This window comes from Streptomyces sp. G-G2, assembly GCF_030063135.1.
Classification (GTDB): Bacteria; Actinomycetota; Actinomycetes; order Streptomycetales; family Streptomycetaceae; genus Streptomyces.
This window is the reverse complement of sequence record NZ_JASISO010000001.1, coordinates 65244-82966: the sequence shown is the minus strand read 5'-3', so window position 1 is coordinate 82966 and position 17723 is coordinate 65244. Positions and strand designations below refer to the sequence as shown.

At 73.9% G+C, this 17723-nt stretch carries 11 protein-coding genes and 1 pseudogene; 6 read left to right on the top strand and 6 right to left on the bottom strand.

What is annotated here, in order from left to right; translation table 11 throughout:
• Window positions 1-2723: sensor histidine kinase (locus tag QMF80_RS00355; RefSeq protein ID WP_283448466.1), on the bottom strand; the 2723-nt coding region annotated here is incomplete at its 3' end.
• A gap of 462 nt (window positions 2724-3185) precedes the next feature.
• On the opposite strand from QMF80_RS00355, the gene QMF80_RS00350 reads away from it, so the two are divergent.
• Complete coding sequence (locus tag QMF80_RS00350) at window positions 3186-3974, top strand: protein phosphatase 2C domain-containing protein (RefSeq protein ID WP_283448465.1); 789 nt, start codon at window positions 3186-3188, stop codon at window positions 3972-3974.
• Between the two features lie 70 nt (window positions 3975-4044).
• Here QMF80_RS00350 and QMF80_RS00345 read toward each other — a convergent pair whose 3' ends face one another.
• The 5 genes from QMF80_RS00345 to QMF80_RS00325 all read right to left on the bottom strand — a co-directional run bounded on the left by QMF80_RS00345 (window position 4045) and on the right by QMF80_RS00325 (window position 10474).
• Window positions 4045-4485 (bottom strand): MarR family winged helix-turn-helix transcriptional regulator, encoded by a 441-nt coding sequence (locus QMF80_RS00345; RefSeq protein WP_283448463.1) that lies wholly within the window; start codon window positions 4483-4485, stop codon window positions 4045-4047.
• 127 nt (window positions 4486-4612) lie between these two features.
• The gene (lon, locus tag QMF80_RS00340) at window positions 4613-7015 is read right to left on the bottom strand and encodes an endopeptidase La (protein ID WP_283448462.1); all 2403 of its coding nucleotides are present in this window, start codon (window positions 7013-7015) and stop codon (window positions 4613-4615) included.
• A 107-nt stretch (window positions 7016-7122) separates the two neighbouring features.
• Entirely contained in the window at window positions 7123-7896 is a 774-nt protein-coding gene (locus QMF80_RS00335) for a DUF4097 family beta strand repeat-containing protein (RefSeq protein ID WP_283448460.1), read from the bottom strand.
• A gap of 95 nt (window positions 7897-7991) precedes the next feature.
• Window positions 7992-8831, bottom strand: a complete 840-nt coding sequence (locus QMF80_RS00330) for a sulfurtransferase (RefSeq protein ID WP_283448458.1) — start codon at window positions 8829-8831, stop codon at window positions 7992-7994.
• Between the two features lie 386 nt (window positions 8832-9217).
• Complete coding sequence (locus tag QMF80_RS00325; protein ID WP_283448456.1) at window positions 9218-10474, bottom strand: glycosyltransferase family protein; 1257 nt, start codon at window positions 10472-10474, stop codon at window positions 9218-9220.
• 211 nt (window positions 10475-10685) lie between these two features.
• On the opposite strand from QMF80_RS00325, the gene QMF80_RS00320 reads away from it, so the two are divergent.
• The 5 genes and pseudogenes from QMF80_RS00320 to QMF80_RS00300 all read left to right on the top strand — a co-directional run bounded on the left by QMF80_RS00320 (window position 10686) and on the right by QMF80_RS00300 (window position 17656).
• Entirely contained in the window at window positions 10686-11234 is a 549-nt protein-coding gene (locus QMF80_RS00320; protein ID WP_283448455.1) for a hypothetical protein, read from the top strand.
• Window positions 11235-11383: 149 nt separating this feature from the next.
• Window positions 11384-11548, top strand: a pseudogene (locus QMF80_RS00315) (spermidine synthase); the annotation flags it as partial.
• Window positions 11549-11629: 81 nt separating this feature from the next.
• On the top strand, window positions 11630-12379 hold the full coding sequence (locus tag QMF80_RS00310) for a response regulator transcription factor (protein WP_283448453.1): 750 nt from the start codon (window positions 11630-11632) through the stop codon (window positions 12377-12379).
• A complete protein-coding gene (locus QMF80_RS00305; protein WP_283448451.1) occupies window positions 12376-13443 on the top strand; it encodes a HAMP domain-containing sensor histidine kinase in 1068 nt (355 codons plus the stop codon). Before QMF80_RS00310 ends, QMF80_RS00305 begins: the two co-directional genes overlap by 4 nt.
• Window positions 13444-13714: 271 nt before the next feature.
• Window positions 13715-17656, top strand: coding sequence for a multifunctional oxoglutarate decarboxylase/oxoglutarate dehydrogenase thiamine pyrophosphate-binding subunit/dihydrolipoyllysine-residue succinyltransferase subunit (locus QMF80_RS00300; RefSeq protein ID WP_283448450.1), 3942 nt, complete (start codon window positions 13715-13717; stop codon window positions 17654-17656).
• The last annotated feature ends 67 nt before the right edge of the window (window positions 17657-17723 follow it).

Below are 17723 nucleotides of genomic sequence, written 5' to 3'. Positions count from 1 at the left end.
GCGGGCGTCCGCTTCGGCAGCGGACGGGCGGGCGCCTCGCCGTCGCCGTCGTCGCCGGTGGGCCGGTTCCGCTTCGGCAGCGGCCGGTCGGCGGCGGGGGCGGCGGCGCCGGGGGCGCGGCCCGAGGGGCGGTCCCGCTTCGGCAGGCCCGTGTCCGGGCGGGAGGCGGCCCCTTCGGTGGGCGGCGGCGCGGGCAGTGCGATCTCCAGCGTGCGCTCGGCCTCCGAGGCGGGCGCGGGCACCGTGAACACCTCGTCCGGGGACGGCGGCCGGTCCGGGTTCCGCTCCCCCGGAACCGCCCGTACGGGCAGTTCCTCGGGGGCCGGGCCCGGTGCGCCGGCCAGCGCCTCGGCGAGCCCCGTCACCTGCGCGGGCTCGCCACCGGCCCCCGCCGCGACGGCGGCAGCCGGAGCCGGCCCCTCGGGCAGGCCGGTGGCCGGGCCCGGGACCTCGGCCGGGTCGGCCGGGGCCGGGGTCTCGGCCGGGTCGGCCGGGGCCGGGGTCTCGGCCGGGTCGGCCGGGGCGGCGGACTCCGGGTGGACGGCGGACGGGGGTTCGGGCAGGGGGCCGCGGGGGCGGGGCGGGAGGAGGTTGTCGTTCGCTTCCGCCACCGCGCCCGGGAGGTCCAGGAAGGGGGTGTTCCGGGACGCCGCGAGCGAGTGCACCGCGGAGTCCGGCGCGGCCGCCGGGAGGAGGGTGGCCGGGACCACCACGACTGCTTCGGTGCCACCGCCGCGCGAGGCGCGCAGTTCGGCCGTGACCCCGTGGCGCGCGGCGAGCCGCCCGGCCACGTAGAGCCCCAGGCCCAGGCCGTGTTCCGCCTCGGGCTCCTCGTCGTACGCCTCCGGCTCGGACAGCCGGGAGTTCAGCGCGGCGAGCCGGTCCCCGCTCACCCCGATGCCCTCGTCGATGACGGACAGCACCGCGTCGCCCGAGTCCAGCAGCCACCCGGAGACCTTGACCTTGGCGTCCGGCGGCGAGAAGGTCGTCGCGTTCTCCAGCAGTTCCGCCAGCACGTGCGAGATGTCGTCCGCCGCGTGCCCCGCCACCTGCGTGCACCCGGGGAGCGCCGACAGGTCGACCCGCTCGTAGCGCTCGATCTCGCTCACCGCGGCCCGCATGACGTCCACCAGCGGGACCGGGCTCGCGTGCCCCGGCCCGTGCTCCTGGCCCGCCAGGACCAGCAGGTTCTCGTTGTGGCGGCGCATCACCGTCGCCAGGTGGTCCAGCTTGAAGAGGGTGGCGAGCTGGTCGGGGTCCTGTTCCTTGGACTCCAGTTCCTCGATGACCGTGAGCTGCCGCTCGACCAGCCCGAGGGTGCGCAGCGAGAGCGAGACGGAGGTCGTCGACATGACGCGCCGGTGCTCCTCCAGCCCGGCCCGCAGCTTCGCGAGCTGCTCCTCCAGCGCGCTCCGGCCGCCGCTCAGCGCCTCGTTGCGGCCGATGAGGCGGCGGCGGTCGGCGTCGAGGCCCGCGATCCGGGTGTGCAGGGAGACGGTCTGGTCGCGCACCGCGTTGAGGTGGCGGACCACCTCGGCGAACTCGTCGTTGCGCCCCGTGAAGCGCACCGGTTCCACCGAGCCCTCCGCGGTCGCCAGCCGTGCGGCGCCGCGCCGCAGGACGGACAGCGGGCGGGTGAGCGAGCGGGCGACGGCGGTCGCGAAACCGACGGCGAAGAGGAACAGGGCGCCGAGTACGGCGATGGTCCGCTCCAGCGCCGTCACGTCGTCGTCACGCAACGCGGCCAGCGCGCTGGCGCGTTCTCCCGCGAGGGTGGATTCGACGGACCGCATCCGGTCTATCCGGGCGGAGAGCGCGGCCCCCACGGCCTCGCCGTCGAGCTTGCGGTCGGCGGCGGTCAGGGTGGGCCGGTCGGTGAGCCGCTTGAGGTAGTCGTCGGCGTTCTTCACCTCGGGACCGGTGACGGTCGCGGCGAGGGTCTGGCGTACGTCGGGCCGCGCGGCCCGCGCGAAGTCGTCGAGGGCGGCGAGTTCCCGTACCCGTGAACGCTGGGCCGCGGTGGCCAGTTCGTCGACGGCGGCGGGGTTCGCGGGCTGCTCGCCGCGGGGGACGGCCAGCGCGGCGAGCAGCAGTCCACGGGTGGCCGAGGCCTGTTCGACGGCCTGGCCGAGCGGGGCGAGGGGGCGGGTGGTGGCGAGGGCGCCGGTGGCCCGGGGCGGGGTCCGCTCGGCGAGCTGGGCGCTCGGAGCGGTCAGTTCCGCGAGGAGGGCCGAGTAGGCCTGGTGGGCGGCGAGGGCGGTGCCCTTGCCGCCGACGGCCCCGGTCCGCACCTCCTGGATCCGGCCCAGGGCCAGGGCGAGCGGTTCGTCGGCGTCGGCGCGGAGTTCGCCGATCTGCCGGTCGGTGCCCGCGGCGCGGTCCAGGACGGCGGACTTGCCCGTGCCGCCCGTGCCGCCCGCCGCGGAGCGGCCCCCGGCGACGTACTCGGTGACGGCGTCGCGCTCGTCGGCGAGCAGGTGCGTGAGGGTGAGCGTCTGCTGCGTCCGGTCGGCGAGGGTGACCAGCCGCTGGGAGTCGTTCAGTTCGGAGGCGGCGGTGACCACCGCGGGGGCACCGGCCGCGAGGACGATGAGCCCGGTGACGGCGACGCCCGTGACCAGCCTGCGGCGCACCCGTACGGTGCGGCCCGCGCGGCCCGCCGTGGCGTGGCCGTCGGCAGGGGGGGCGGTGGTGCCGTTCTTCCGAGACGGCTTCTTCTGCACCGGTGCTCGCAATCCTGTACGTGTGCTCGTGCTCGTCTACTCGTGTGGCCGAGGTACCGGCCGGTCAACAAGTAAACGCTCCCTGCCCCCTCGTACCGCTTCAGACCTTCGCAGTGTGTTTGGGAGAGAGCCGCACATCGCTCACCCGGCCACTTGAACGAGTGAACAACACGGAGGAGTTGACGAACAACTCGGACGGCCCCCCGTCAGGGCCGCTTCTTGGACAGGCGGTTGAAAGATCCATAGGTGCTTGACAGGATGCCCGCCCACAGCCGCCCGGACCCTGCGATTCCGCCGGATTCGGGCGATTCGGGCGGTGCCGACGGCCGCCCCCGGCGCCCTCCGGCGCCCGGTACGGGCCCCGGCGCGGCCCCGTCCGTTCACCGTCCCGCGACCCGATCCCACCGCGATCGCACCCCGGCCGTCCCCCGGCGCACCGGACATCCCGGGCAGAATGTCCCCATGCGCATCGACCTCTCTTCCGCCCCCGGCGATCCGGAACGCCCCAACGAGGACTGGCTGTCGGCCTCGATACCCACGTCGGGCGGGGGCGGCGTCCTGGTCGCGCTCGACGGGGTCACACCGCCGGGCGGCGACGTCGGCTGCGGCCACGGCGTGCCCTGGTTCGCGGCCCGGCTCGGCGGGCGGCTGACCGAACTGTCCGGATCGCGCGGGGACATGCCCCTCGACGCGGTCCTCGCGGAGGCGATCCGTTCCACCGCCGACGCGCACCGCGACACGTGTGACCTTTCTCACGTCCGGACCCCGCAGGCGACGGTGGTCGTGGTCCGCTGGGACCAGGAGTACGTCGAACACCTCGTCCTGTCCGACTCCGTACTCCTGCTGTGCTCACCGGAGGGTGAGGTGACGGCGGTCCTGGACGACCGGCTCGACCGGCTGCCGCCCGAGGTGCTGCGCTCGGTGGCCGCCACCGACGCGCTGCGCAACGCGGACGCCGAGGGCGGCTTCTTCACGGCGGCGGCCGACCCGGCGGTGGCCGCCCGCGCGGTCACCGGCCGCACCCCGCGGGAGCGGGTGACGGCGCTGGCCGCCCTGACGGACGGGGCGAGCCGCTGGACGGACACCTTCCAGGAGGGCGACTGGACCGACTGCCTGGCCGTGCTCCGCAAGGAGGGCGCGGAGGCCCTGATCGGCCGGGTCCGCGTGCTGGAGTCGGCCCCGGCCCGGGACGGCGTACGGGCGCGCTACAAGCGGCACGACGACGCCTCGGCGGCCTACGCGGAGCTGTGAGCGGTCCGGCGCCAGCTGTCCGCGCGGGCCCGCGTCCCGCGCACACCTGCCCGCGCGGGCCCGCGTCCCGCTATTCGGCGCCCTGGTTCAGCTGGTTGAGCAGCCGGGCCAGCTCCGCGATCTCGCCCCGGTCCCAGTTCGCGAGCTTGCGCATGTACTGCTCCCGCCGGGCGTAGCGCACCCGCAGGAAGCGCCGCCGGCCCTCGTCGGTGAGGCCGACGAGGAAGGCCCGGCCGTCCGCCGGGTCCTGCTCGCGGGCCACCAGGCCGAGGGTCTCCAGCGCGCGCAGCTGTCTGCTCATGGTCGCCTTGCCGACGCCGAAGTACCCGGCGAGGTCGGTGGCGCGCTGGCGCCCGGCCGCTTCCAGCCGGACCAGCAGCCCGTACGCCGCGGGCTCCAGCTCGGGGTGCAGTTCGCGGGCCATCTCGCCGGAGGAGGCGCGGGCCCTCCGGAGGAAGACGGACAGCTCCCGCTCCAAGGCGAGGAACTCCTGGTCTTCGCTCCCGTGCACGTACCGCTCCCATCGAAGGTGTGAAGGACCGGTCCAGTATCGAGCAGCAGCACGCGCGCGTGCCCGGGGCCCCGCCGAAGCGGGACCCCGGGCACGTTCCGGGCGCGGGGCGCGCGGGGGGCGCGGGTCAGGCGGCCACGACCACCGGCTCGGTGGCGGCGGTCAGGGCCAGCTCCAGCACCTGGCGCACGTCCGTCACCGGGTGCACCTCCAGCCGCTCCAGCACCTCGGCCGGTACGTCGTCCAGGTCCGCCTCGTTCCGCTTCGGGATGATCACGGTGGTGATCCCGGCCCGGTGCGCGGCCAGCAGCTTCTGCTTGACCCCGCCGATCGGCAGCACCCGTCCGGTCAGCGACACCTCGCCCGTCATCGCGACGTCCGTGCGCACCTGCCGCCCGGACAGCAGCGAGGCGAGCGCCGTGGTCATCGTGATGCCCGCGCTCGGGCCGTCCTTGGGGACCGCGCCCGCCGGGAAGTGGATGTGCACGCCCCGATCCTTGAGGTCGGCGACCGGAAGCTCCAGCTCCGCGCCGTGCGAGCGCAGGAAGCTGAGCGCGATCTGCGCCGACTCCTTCATCACGTCACCGAGCTGGCCGGTGAGGGTGAGCCCGGCGGCCCCGGTCTCCGGGTCGGCCAGCGAGGCCTCCACGAAGAGCACGTCACCGCCCGCCCCGGTCACGGCGAGGCCGGTGGCCACGCCGGGGACGGCAGTGCGCCGCTCGGCCGGGTCCTGACCGGCCTCCGGCACGTGGTGCGGGCGCCCGATCAGGCTCCGCAGATCGTCCGCGCCGATCCGGAAGGGCAGTTCCCGCCGGCCCAGCTCGTGCTGCGAGGCGACCTTGCGGAGCAGCCGCGCGATGGACCGCTCCAGGGTGCGCACGCCCGCCTCGCGGGTGTACTCGCCCGCCAGCTTGCGCAGCGCGTCCTCGCCGAGGGTGACCTCCTCGGCCTCCAGCCCGGCCCGCTCCAGCTGCCGGGGCAGCAGGTGGTCCCGGGCGATGACGACCTTCTCATCCTCGGTGTAGCCGTCGAGGCGGACCAGCTCCATCCGGTCGGCCAGCGCCTCCGGGATCGCCTCCAGCACATTGGCGGTGGCCAGGAAGACCACGTCGCTGAGGTCGAGTTCGACCTCCAGGTAGTGGTCCCGGAAGGTGTGGTTCTGCGCCGGGTCCAGGACCTCCAGCAGGGCCGCCGCCGGGTCGCCCCGGTAGTCGGAACCCACCTTGTCGATCTCGTCGAGGAGCACCACCGGGTTCATCGACCCGGCCTCCTTGATGGCCCGGACGATCCGGCCGGGGAGCGCCCCGACGTAGGTCCGGCGGTGTCCGCGCACCTCCGCCTCGTCCCGTACGCCGCCCAGCGCGACCCGGACGAACGTGCGGCCCATGGCGTGCGCGATGGACTCGCCGAGCGAGGTCTTGCCGACTCCGGGCGGCCCGACGAGGGCCAGCACGGCCCCGCCCCGGCGGCCGCCGATGACGCCCATGCCCCGCTCGGAACGGCGCTTGCGCACGGCCAGGTACTCGGTGATCCGGTCCTTCACGTCGCTCAGCCCGGCGTGCTCGGCGTCGAGGATCGCGCGGGCGCCCTGGATGTCGTACTCGTCCTCGGTCCGCTCGTTCCAGGGCAGTTCCAGCACGGTGTCCAGCCAGGTGCGGATCCAGGCGCCCTCGGGCGACTGGTCGCTCGCCCGCTCCAGCTTCTCGACCTCCTTGAGGGCGGCCTCGCGGACCTTCTCGGGCAGGTCGGCGCCCTCGACGCGGACGCGGTAGTCGTCGGACTCCTCGCCGTCCTTCTCTCCGTTGAGCTCGCGCAGTTCCTTGCGCACGGCGTCCAGCTGGCGCCGCAGCAGGAACTCGCGCTGCTGCTTGTCGACGCCTTCCTGCACGTCCTTGGCGATGGACTCGGCCACGTCCTGCTCGGCGAGGTGGTCGCTGAGCATCGTCACGGCGAGTTTGAGCCGGGCGACGGCGTCGCCCGTCTCCAGCAGTTGGAGCTTCTGCTCCAGGGTCAGGAACGGCGAGTACCCCGAGTTGTCGGCGAGCGCGGAGACTCCCTCGATCTGCTGCACCCGGTCCACGACCTGCCAGGCGCCGCGCTTCTTGAGCCAGCTGGTGGCGAGCGCCTTGTACTCCTTGACCAGTTCGGCGACGGCCCCGGGCAGCGGCTCGGGCACCTGCTCGTCGACGGTTTCGCCCTCGACCCAGAGCGCGGCGCCGGGCCCGGTGGTGCCGGCCCCGATCCGGACCCGCCCCCGGCCCCGGATCAGGGCCCCGGGATCCCCGTCGGACAGCCGCCCGACCTGCTCGACCGTGCCGAGCACACCGGTCCCGGCGTACCTGCCGTCCACGCGGGGTACGAGGAGCACCCGGGGCTTGCCGGTTCCCGTCCCGGCGGCGGCCTGCGCGGCTTCCACGGCGGCGCGCACGTCCGAGTCGGACAGGTCCAGCGGAACGACCATCCCCGGCAGCACGACCTCGTCGTCAAGCGGCAGCACAGGCAGGGTGAGCGTTACGGACGTCGAAGCCATGATTTTCCCTCCGGCAGCGAAGTTGAGCTATGCCGACTCAATGCTGGAGCGCCGCCCAATGTTCCCCACCTCCCGTTCGCCCCGGGCGAACACCCCGGAGCCGTCGGTCAGGAGGCCGTGATCCGCACGTCACCCGAGCTGGTGTGGACGGTCAGGCGGGGGGTCGCGTCCGGGCTGGTCGGGACCGTGACCTCGCGCACGCCCGAGCTGGTCGTCCCCCCCACCCGGTACGGGCCGCCCGGCACCCGCAGGGTGACGGCACCGGAGCTGGCGTCGGCCGTCACCGACGAGGGCGGCGCCGTGAAGTCGAGCCGGACGTCGCCCGAGCTGGACGTCACCGCGGCGCTCGATCCGCCGAGGGCCGAGCCGGCGATCTCGCCGGACGAGGTCGTGACGCGCAGCGGCCCCGAGATCCGCTCGGCCCGCACGGAACCCGAACTGGCGGACAGGTCGGCCTCCGCCACGCCCGTCACCGTGATCGCACCGCTGCTGCTGCCCAGATGTACCTTGGCCGTGGCGGGGACCTCGAGCCGGTAGTCGACGTAGCAGGCCCGCCCGTTCCCGCAGCCGTCGCTGAAGGTGAGCGCGCCCCCGGAGAGCCGCTGGCCGGGCTTCGGCTCGGTGTCCCCGGCGTAGTGGACGGTGCGGTGGATCGTCACACCGGGCCCCGCGCCCGCCACCACCTCGATGGAGCCCCTGCGGGAGCCCAGTACCTCGACCGAGGTGACGGCCTCGGTCACCGTCGCGTCGGCCGTCGCGGTCTTCGTGGCCGCCAGGTCCCCTCCGGCCAGCAGGTCGGGGGAGCAACCGGACACGAGCAGCCCGGCGGTGAGGACGGCGAGGACGGTGACCGGCAGGGCGAGCGGGCGGCGTGGAGTCATGCTCCGAGTCTGACCGTCCGGGCCGCCCGGGTCGATGGCGCTGCTACCCGTTCGGGGGTGGGGCCAGCACCACCCCGGCCGCCCCGCCCGGCGGTTCAGGGGCCCGTGGCCACCGGGGCGCCGCCCGGCATGCCCCACTCGCTCCAGGACCCGTCGTACACGGCCGGATCCGGGTATCCGGCCAGTACGGCGCCCAGCGCGAGCACGCACGCGGTGACGCCCGAGCCGCAGCTGACGTACAGCCGGTCCCGGTCGGCGGCCAGCTCGCGGAAGGCGGCGCGGAGTTCGGCCCCGGGGAGCATCGCGCCGTCGCGCTGGAGGTCGCCGAAGGGGAGGTTGAGCGCGCCGGGCATGTGACCGCCGCGCAGCCCGGGGCGGGGTTCGGGGGCGGTACCGGCGAAGCGTTCGCGGGTACGGGCGTCCAGGACGGCCGCGCGCTCCGGGTCGGCGAGGGCCGCGCCGACGGCGACGCGATCGACGATCAGCCCGGGGCGGGGGCGGCCGGTGAAGGTGCCGGGCGGCCCGTCGTACGCGGCGGGCGCGGCCTCGACGGGCAGCCCGGCCGCTTCCCAGGCGGGCAGCCCGCCGTCGAGCACGGCGGCCCGGTCGAAGCCCATGGCGCGCAGCATCCACCAGGCGCGGGCGCTGGAGTGGACACCGGCTCCGTCGTAGACGACGACGGTGCTGGTGTCGTCGACGCCGAGTGCGCGGACGGCCGCGCCGAAGGCCTCGGGGCCGGGCATCGTGTGGGGCGCGGGGGCGGTGTGGTCCGAGAGCGGCCCGTCGAGATCGAAGGGCCGGGCCCCGGGGATCCGCCGGGCCGCGCCCCGATCGGCCCCGACGGAGGCGTCGACCACGACGAGGCCGTCCTCCCCGAGCCGCGCCGCGAGCCACTCCACCCCGACGAGCGGTTGTGCGAAGAATCGATCCGTCACCGTACGCCTCCTGAACGCTCCCCTGGCCCGCTCATCCTGCCGGACCGCCGCGCCGCCGCCCCAGCCGGGCGGGGGCGCCCCGGGGCCTCCCAGCGGCAGCCGACGAATCCGGGGCTCCGCCGGGGCGGGCCCGGCGCGGGCAGGCCCGGCGCGGGCAGGCCCGGCACGGGCAGGCCTGGCACGGACAGGCCCGGCGGGGCGCCGCGTCCGGCCTGCGGCTCTTCGGCGCCTCCGGCGGGCCCTCGATCGCCGGGCGGGCTGACTGCCGACGGGCTGACTGCGGCCGGGCCGGGGCGCCCGCCCGCGCGGGCCCGGGCCGTGTGTGAGAGGTCGCGCCCGGCCCGCGGCGCACGGTGCCTCGGGCCACGCCCTTCGGGCGCCCGGCGCTACTTCCCGAACACGCCCTGGTCGCAGGTGCCCGGGGCGGCGAAGACGGCCAGGCGGGCGCCGGGGACGGGGCTGATCCGGCACAGGTCGAAGTGCGCCGCCAGGGTCTGGCGCTTCAACGCCTCCAGCGGGTAGGGGTCGACCGGCTGGTCCGCCGGGTCCAGGAGGACCAGGACCCGGGGGGCGGCGAGGAGCCGGGCGCGCAGCTCCGGGGCGGGGAGTTCGGTGCCCCACAGGGTGCCCGAGGCCGCCGGGGACCGGTCGAGGGCGATGTCGCGCAGGTCCCCGTACCCGCGGGGCGAGGACAGCAGCCACTCCCGCCGCCGCGACGGCATGAACAGCACCGCGTCCCCCGGCCGGGCCTCGGCCCGCACGGCCGCCGCGACGGCGAGGACGTCGTCCTTGCGGCTCTCCGGCGTGCGCAGCCACTCGGCCCAGAACCCGGACGGCACCAGCAGCGCCCCCGCCACTCCCCACGCCACCCAGCCGCCCGCCGCCAGCCGGGCCCCCGCGAGCAGGGCCGGCCCGGCGAGGGCGTAGAGGACGTACCGGTCGACGTACAGCGGGTGCACCAGCGAGACGGCCAGCAGCAGCCCCGGGGGCACCAGCGTCAGCGGCAGCGCGACCCGGACGAGCTCCCGCTGCGGTACCCCCCGGGCGAGCAGCAGCGCCGCGCCCGCGATCACGGCGTACGCCGCCCAGTCGGTCCACTTCGGGCGGCCGAGCCAGCCGAGCTGCTGCTGCGCCTGCCCCGCGCTCACCAGCACCAGCGGCACCAGCGCCGCACCCACGGCTCCCGCGCACCAGCGCCAGGCGCGCGAGCGCCACGCCCCGAAGCCGTGCGCGAGCAGCGCCAGCACGGCGAACTCGTGCAGCCAGCAGCCGAGCGCGAGGACCACGGCGTACGCCGCCCAGCACTCGCGCACCAGCAGGTACGTCGCCCAGATCACGGCGGCCGCGACCAGCGCGTAGGAGCGCCCTTCCTGGGCGTACATCTGCACCGGGGGCGCGACGGCGTACGCCGCCCCCGCGAGCAGCGCCGCCCGCTCCCCCGCCAGCCGGTGGGCGATCGCCGCCACCCCGGCGGCGGCGAGGACGGTGGCGGCCAGCGAGGGCAGCCGCAGCGCCCAGAGGCCGCCGTCCCACAGCGCGAACACGCCGTGCATCAGCAGGTAGTACACGCCGTGCACGGCGTCGACGTGCCCGAGCAGCTCGGTGAGCGCGCCGAGCGGCCGGTGGGCCACCTGGTACGTCACCGACTCGTCCCGCCACATGGAGCCGCCGCGCCGCAGGCCCCACAGGCCGAGGGCGAGCGCGAGCAGCGGCGGCAGCCAGTGCCACGGCCGGAGCCACGCGGTTCTGCGGCTGATGACGTGCCTCCGGGTGACGAGCGGCCGACGTGCGGTCGACGTACGGGTGGGGGACCTCCATACTCGGGGGCGTCCCGAGCCCTCGCGGAGGTGGGGTGTGCGAACGTACCGAACGGTGGCCGCACTGGCAGTGGCACCGGCACTGGTGATGGCGCTGGTGATGGCGCTGGTGATGGCGCTGGTGATGGCGCTGGTCGGCTGCGGGCCGGCCGGCCAGGACGGCAAGGACGGCCCGGCCGGACCGGACGGTACCCGTTCCGGCGCCGCCGCGACCGCCGACCCCGCCCCTGTCCCGACCCCTGCCCCCACCGGTCAGCAGCTGCTCCGCGTCACCCGCACCGGCGGTTTCGCGGGCCGCGCGAGCACCCTGGAGGTCCAGGACGACGGCTCGTGGACCCTTCTGGACGGTTCCGCGCACCGCGCGGGCACGGGGAAGCTGACCCCCGCCCGCCTCGACGAGCTGCGCGGCGCCCTCGGGCGGGCCGACTTCGTGCACCAGCCGACGCCGTCCGGGGGGCCGACGGTGTTCGACGGGTTCACCTACCGGTTCGTGCACGGGGGCCGCGAGGTGGTCGCCTCCGACGGGTCGGTCCCGGACGCCCTGGCGAAGGTCCTGGACGCGCTGCCGTCCTTCGATCCGGCGTGACGTGAGCCGTGGGGGCGGGCCGGGCCGGCGGACCCGGCCCCGGACGACGGCCTGCGGGGGCGCCTCAGACGCGGGCGGGGCTGAAACCGGCCGCCCCGGCCGAGGCCGGGACGACCGAGGCCCGGGACGGCCCCGCTCGCGACGGGCTGGAAGCGCCCGCCCCCCGCGGGGTGCTCGCCGTACGGCCCGCACAGCCGTCCGCCGCATTCGAACACGCCATACGGAATGCCGGATTCAGCTCGGTACGGACGGAAGAGGTGCCGGTTGCCCGAGGTGTCCCGGACGCGGCCCGCCCCGCCCTCGACCCGTCATAGCCGCAGCCGGGCGGCTCCTCTACGCTGCACCCCATCACGCGGGATCTTCACGGGTCCCCCGTCGGACTACCGGGGCGGGACATGGATCAGACACACACCACCCACAACGGCGCCACGCCGTCGCCCGCCACCCCCGGCGCGCAACGGCGCGTGCTCGTCGTCGAGGACGACCGCACGATCGCCGACGCGATCGCCGCCCGGCTGCGCGCCGAGGGCTTCCAGGTGCAGACCGCCGCCGACGGACCGGCGGCCGTCGCGGCCGCCGAGAGCTGGCTGCCCGAGCTGCTCGTCCTCGACGTGATGCTGCCCGGCTTCGACGGCCTGGAGGTCTGCCGCCGTGTCCAGGCCCAGCGGCCGGTGCCGGTGCTGATGCTCACCGCGCGCGACGACGAGACGGACCTGCTGGTCGGCCTGGGGGTCGGCGCGGACGATTACATGACCAAGCCGTTCTCGATGCGCGAGCTGGCCGCCCGCGCCCACGTCCTGCTGCGCCGGGTGGAGCGGGCGACGATCGCCGCGCACGCCCCGCGCGGCTCCACGCTGCGGCTGGGCGACCTGGAGATCGACCACGCGCAGCGCAGGGTGCGGGTCCAGACGGAGGACGTCCACCTGACGCCCACCGAGTTCGACCTGCTGGTCTGCCTGGCGGGCACCCCGCGCGCGGTGCTCTCGCGGGAGCAGCTGCTGGCGGAGGTGTGGGACTGGGCGGACGCCTCCGGGACCCGGACCGTCGACAGTCACATCAAGGCGCTGCGCCGCAAGATCGGCGCCGAGCGGATCCGTACGGTCCACGGCGTCGGGTACGCCCTGGAGACCCCGGCGCAGCCGTGAGCGGGCGGCTCCCGGGGCCGGGGCTGCGGCCGTTCTCACCGTTCTCGATCAAGACCAAGCTGGGCACCCTCGTGGTGGTCTCGGTCTTCATCACCACGGGCCTGCTGATGGTGGCCATGCGCACGGCGACCGAGGTGCGATTCATCACGGTGTTCTCGGTGATCGCCTCCATGCTGATCACCCAGTTCGTGGCGCACAGCCTGACGGCGCCGCTGGACGAGATGACCACCGTCGCCAAGGCGATCTCCCACGGCGACTTCACCCGCCGGGTGCGCGGCTCCGGCCGCCGCGACGAGCTGGGCGATCTCGCGGCCACGATCAACCTGATGGCCGACGACCTGGAGGCGGTGGACCGCCACCGCAAGGAACTCGTCGCGAACGTCTCCCACGAGCTGCGCACCCCCATCGCGGCCCTGCGCGCGGTGCTGGAGAACGTGGTGGACGGGGTCTCGGCCGCCGACCCCGAGACGATGCGCACGGCGCTCAAGCAGACGGAGCGCCTGGGCAGGCTGGTGGAGACCCTGCTGGACCTGTCCCGGGTGGACAACGGGGCGGTGCCGCTGAAGGCCCGCAGCTTCGAGGTGTGGCCGTACCTGTCGGGGGTACTGAAGGAATCCGGCCTGGCGGCGGCCGGGCGCCCGGGACTGGCCTCCGGCTCCGGCGGGCACACCCGCAACGACGTGCACCTGCACCTGGACGTCTTCCCCTCCGACCTGGCGGCCCACGCGGACGCGGAGCGGCTCCACCAGGTGGTGGCGAACCTGATCGACAACGCGGTGAAGCACAGCCCGCCCCACGGGCGGGTGACGGTACGGGCGCGGCGTGCCGAGGGGCCCGGGAGCCTGGTCCTGGAGGTGCAGGACGAAGGACCCGGGATACCGGAGTCGGAGCGGCTTAGGGTCTTCGAGCGGTTCAACCGGGGCAGTGCCCGCAGCGGCGACGGCGGTACCGGACTGGGCCTGGCGATCGCCCGTTGGGCCGTCGGCCTGCACGGAGGGGACATCGGAGTGGCCGAATCCCCCCGGGGCTGCCGGATCCTCGTCACGCTTCCGGGCAGCTCGTAGACAGCGCTGTTGACGTAGGGTTCGAGTGGGAAGGACATGATCTCGGCCACATGTGCCCGGGGTCCGTCAGGGGTGCGACGCCAGGGGGCCGCAACCGCGGTGAGCGCTACCCGAACCGCGTTTGTTTCCCGCCATTTCACCCGGCGAAACCCGCCGTTCGGTGTGACCTGCGCGACGTAAGTCCCGCCCGGTCCGCATCACACGGTCCGGGAGGCGTAGCCTTTATTCCCGCTGTCCATACCTTGTGAAGCGGAAGAGGGCGGTTGCCGCCGTGTCGCCACAGTCCCCCAGTAACTCGAGCACCACGACCGAAGCAGCAGAGAGCGGGAAGACCCCTGCCTTGGGCTTCGGCGCCAATGAGTGGCTCGTCGACGAGATCTATCAGCAGTACCTCCAGGACCCGAATTCGGTCGACCGGGCCTGGTGGGACTTCTTCGCCGACTACAAGCCGGGTGGCGCGGTCGCCTCGGTGAAGCCGGAAGAACCCAGGAAGTCCCCGACGACGGACGGCGCCTCCGCACAGGCCGCCCCCGCCGCCGCAGCCCCGCAGGCCGCCGACGCCGCCACGGGGGCGGCGCCCGCCGCGCCCCCGGCTGCCTCGCCGGTTCCCGCGCCAGCGCCCACGCCCGTGTCAGCTCCTGCCCCTGCTCCTGCCACCCCCTCTGGTGCCCCTGCTGTGACTGTCACCTCCCAGACCGGTGCGAGCACCGGCTCCACCGGAACGCCTACCGGCGTGCGAATTTCCGCCGCGCCGGCCGCGCCCTCCCCTCAGGCACCGGCTCCGGCCGCCGCCGCTCCCGCCGCAGCCCCGAAGGCCGCGCCCTCCACCGAGGCCCCCGCGGGCCCCGAGCTGGTGACGCTCCGCGGCCCCGCCGCTGCCGTGGTCAAGAACATGAACGCCTCGCTGGAGGTGCCGACGGCCACGTCCGTCCGCGCCGTCCCGGTGAAGCTGCTGTTCGACAACCGCATCGTCATCAACAACCACCTGAAGCGGGCCCGGGGCGGGAAGATCTCCTTCACCCACCTCATCGGCTACGCGATGGTGCAGGCCATCAAGGCCATGCCGACCATGAACTACTCCTTCGCGGAGAAGGACGGCAAGCCGACCCTGGTCAAGCCGGAGCACATCAACTTCGGCCTGGCGATCGACCTGGTGAAGCCGAACGGCGACCGCCAGCTCGTCGTCGCGGGCATCAAGAAGGCCGAGACCCTCAACTTCTTCGAGTTCTGGCAGGCCTACGAGGACATCGTCCGCCGGGCCCGTGTCGGCAAGCTGACGATGGACGACTTCACCGGCGTCACCGTCTCGCTGACCAACCCCGGCGGCCTGGGCACCGTCCACTCCGTGCCCCGCCTGATGCCCGGACAGTCGGTCATCATGGGCGTCGGTTCCATGGACTACCCCGCCGAGTTCCAGGGCACCTCCCAGGACACCCTGAACAAGCTGGCCATCTCCAAGGTCATGACCCTGACCTCGACCTACGACCACCGGGTCATCCAGGGCGCGGCCTCCGGCGAGTTCCTGCGCGTCGTCGCGAACATGCTGCTCGGCGAGAGCGGCTTCTACGACGACGTCTTCGAGGCGCTGCGCATCCCGTACGAGCCGGTCCGCTGGCTCCGGGACATCGACGCCTCGCACGACGACGACGTCACGAAGGCCGCCCGCGTCTTCGAGCTGATCCACTCCTACCGGGTCCGCGGCCACGTCATGGCCGACACCGACCCGCTGGAGTACAAGCAGCGCAAGCACCCCGACCTCGACATCACCGAGCACGGCCTCACCCTGTGGGACCTGGAGCGCGAGTTCGCGGTCGGCGGCTTCTCCGGCAAGTCGATGATGAAGCTCCGCGACATCCTCGGCGTGCTGCGCGACTCGTACTGCCGCACCACCGGCGTCGAGTTCATGCACATCCAGGACCCGAAGCAGCGCCGCTGGATCCAGGACCGCATCGAGCGCCCGCACACCAAGCCGGAGCGCGAGGAGCAGCTGCGCATCCTGCGCCGCCTGAACGCCGCCGAGGCCTTCGAGACCTTCCTGCAGACGAAGTACGTCGGCCAGAAGCGCTTCTCCCTGGAGGGCGGCGAGTCGGTCATCCCGCTGCTCGACGCCGTCATCGACTCGGCCGCCGAGGCCCGCCTCGAAGAGGTCGCGATCGGCATGGCCCACCGCGGCCGCCTGAACGTCCTCGCGAACATCGTGGGCAAGTCGTACGCGCAGATCTTCCGCGAGTTCGAGGGCAACCTCGACCCGAAGTCGATGCACGGCTCCGGCGACGTCAAGTACCACCTGGGCGCCAACGGCACCTTCACCGGCCTGGACGGCGAGCAGATCAAGGTCTCGCTCGTCGCCAACCCCTCGCACCTGGAGGCGGTGGACCCGGTCCTGGAGGGCGTCGTCCGCGCCAAGCAGGACATCATCAACAAGGGCGGCACCGACTTCACCGTCCTGCCCGTCGCCCTGCACGGTGACGCGGCCTTCGCGGGCCAGGGCGTCGTCGCCGAGACGCTGAACATGTCGCAGCTGCGCGGCTACCGCACCGGCGGCACCGTCCACGTCGTGATCAACAACCAGGTCGGCTTCACCGCCGCCCCGGAGTCCTCGCGGTCGTCGATGTACGCGACCGACGTGGCCCGCATGATCGAGGCGCCGATCTTCCACGTGAACGGCGACGACCCGGAGGCGGTGGTCCGTATCGGCCGCCTGGCCTTCGAGTTCCGTCAGGCGTTCAACAAGGACGTGGTCATCGACCTCATCTGCTACCGCCGTCGCGGCCACAACGAGTCCGACAACCCGGCCTTCACCCAGCCGCTGATGTACGACCTGATCGACAAGAAGCGCTCGGTGCGCAAGCTCTACACCGAGTCCCTCATCGGTCGCGGCGACATCACGCTGGAAGAGGCCGAGCAGGCGCTCCAGGACTTCCAGGGCCAGCTGGAGAAGGTCTTCGCGGAGGTCCGCGAGGCCGCCACGCAGCCCGCGGGCAACCCGGTGCCGCCCACGCAGACCGCGCAGGAGTTCCCCGTCAAGGTGGACACGGCGGTCTCGCAGGAGGTCGTCAAGCGGATCGCGGAGTCCCAGGTCAACATCCCGGACAACGTCACCGTCCACCCGCGTCTGCTGCCGCAGCTGCAGCGCCGCGCGTCGATGATCGACGAGGGCACCATCGACTGGGGCATGGGCGAGACCCTGGCCTTCGGCTCACTGCTGATGGAGGGCACCCCGGTCCGGCTGTCCGGGCAGGACTCGCGCCGCGGCACCTTCGGGCAGCGGCACGCCGTGCTGATCGACCGGGAGACCGGCGAGGACTACACCCCGCTGCTCTACCTCGCGGACGACCAGGCCCGCTACAACGTCTACGACTCGCTGCTCTCCGAGTACGCGGCCATGGGCTTCGAGTACGGCTACTCGCTGGCCCGCCCGGACGCGCTGGTCCTCTGGGAGGCCCAGTTCGGTGACTTCGTCAACGGCGCGCAGACCGTCGTCGACGAGTTCATCTCCTCGGCCGAGCAGAAGTGGGGCCAGACGTCCGGCGTCACGCTCCTGCTCCCGCACGGTTACGAGGGCCAGGGCCCGGACCACTCGTCCGCGCGTCCCGAGCGCTTCCTCCAGATGTGCGCGCAGGACAACATGACGGTCGCGATGCCGACCCTGCCGTCGAACTACTTCCACCTGCTGCGCTGGCAGGTCCACAACCCGCACCACAAGCCGCTCATCGTCTTCACCCCGAAGTCGATGCTGCGTCTGAAGGCGGCGGCGTCGAAGGCGGAGGAGTTCACGACCGGTTCCTTCCGTCCGGTCATCGGTGACTCCACCGTGGACCCGAACGCGGTCCGCAAGGTGGTCTTCTGCGCGGGCAAGGTCTACTACGACCTTGAGGCCGAGCGGGAGAAGCGCGGCGTCACGGACACGGCGATCATCCGCATCGAGCGGCTGTACCCGCTGGCGGGCGCCGAGATCCAGGCCGAGATCGCCAAGTACCCGAACGCGGCGAAGTACATCTGGGCCCAGGAGGAACCGGCGAACCAGGGCGCGTGGCCGTTCATCGCGCTGAACCTGATCGACCACCTGGACCTGGCCGTCGGCGCCGACGTCCCGGCGGGCGAGCGCCTGCGCCGCGTCTCGCGCCCGCACGGCTCGTCCCCGGCCGTGGGCTCCGCCAAGCGTCACCAGGCGGAGCAGCAGCTGCTGATGAACGAGGTCTACGAGGCCTAGTCGCCGCGCTGAGCTGAACACTGGAAGGCCCGGCCCCTAGAAACCGCCGAACGGGGACCGGGCCTTC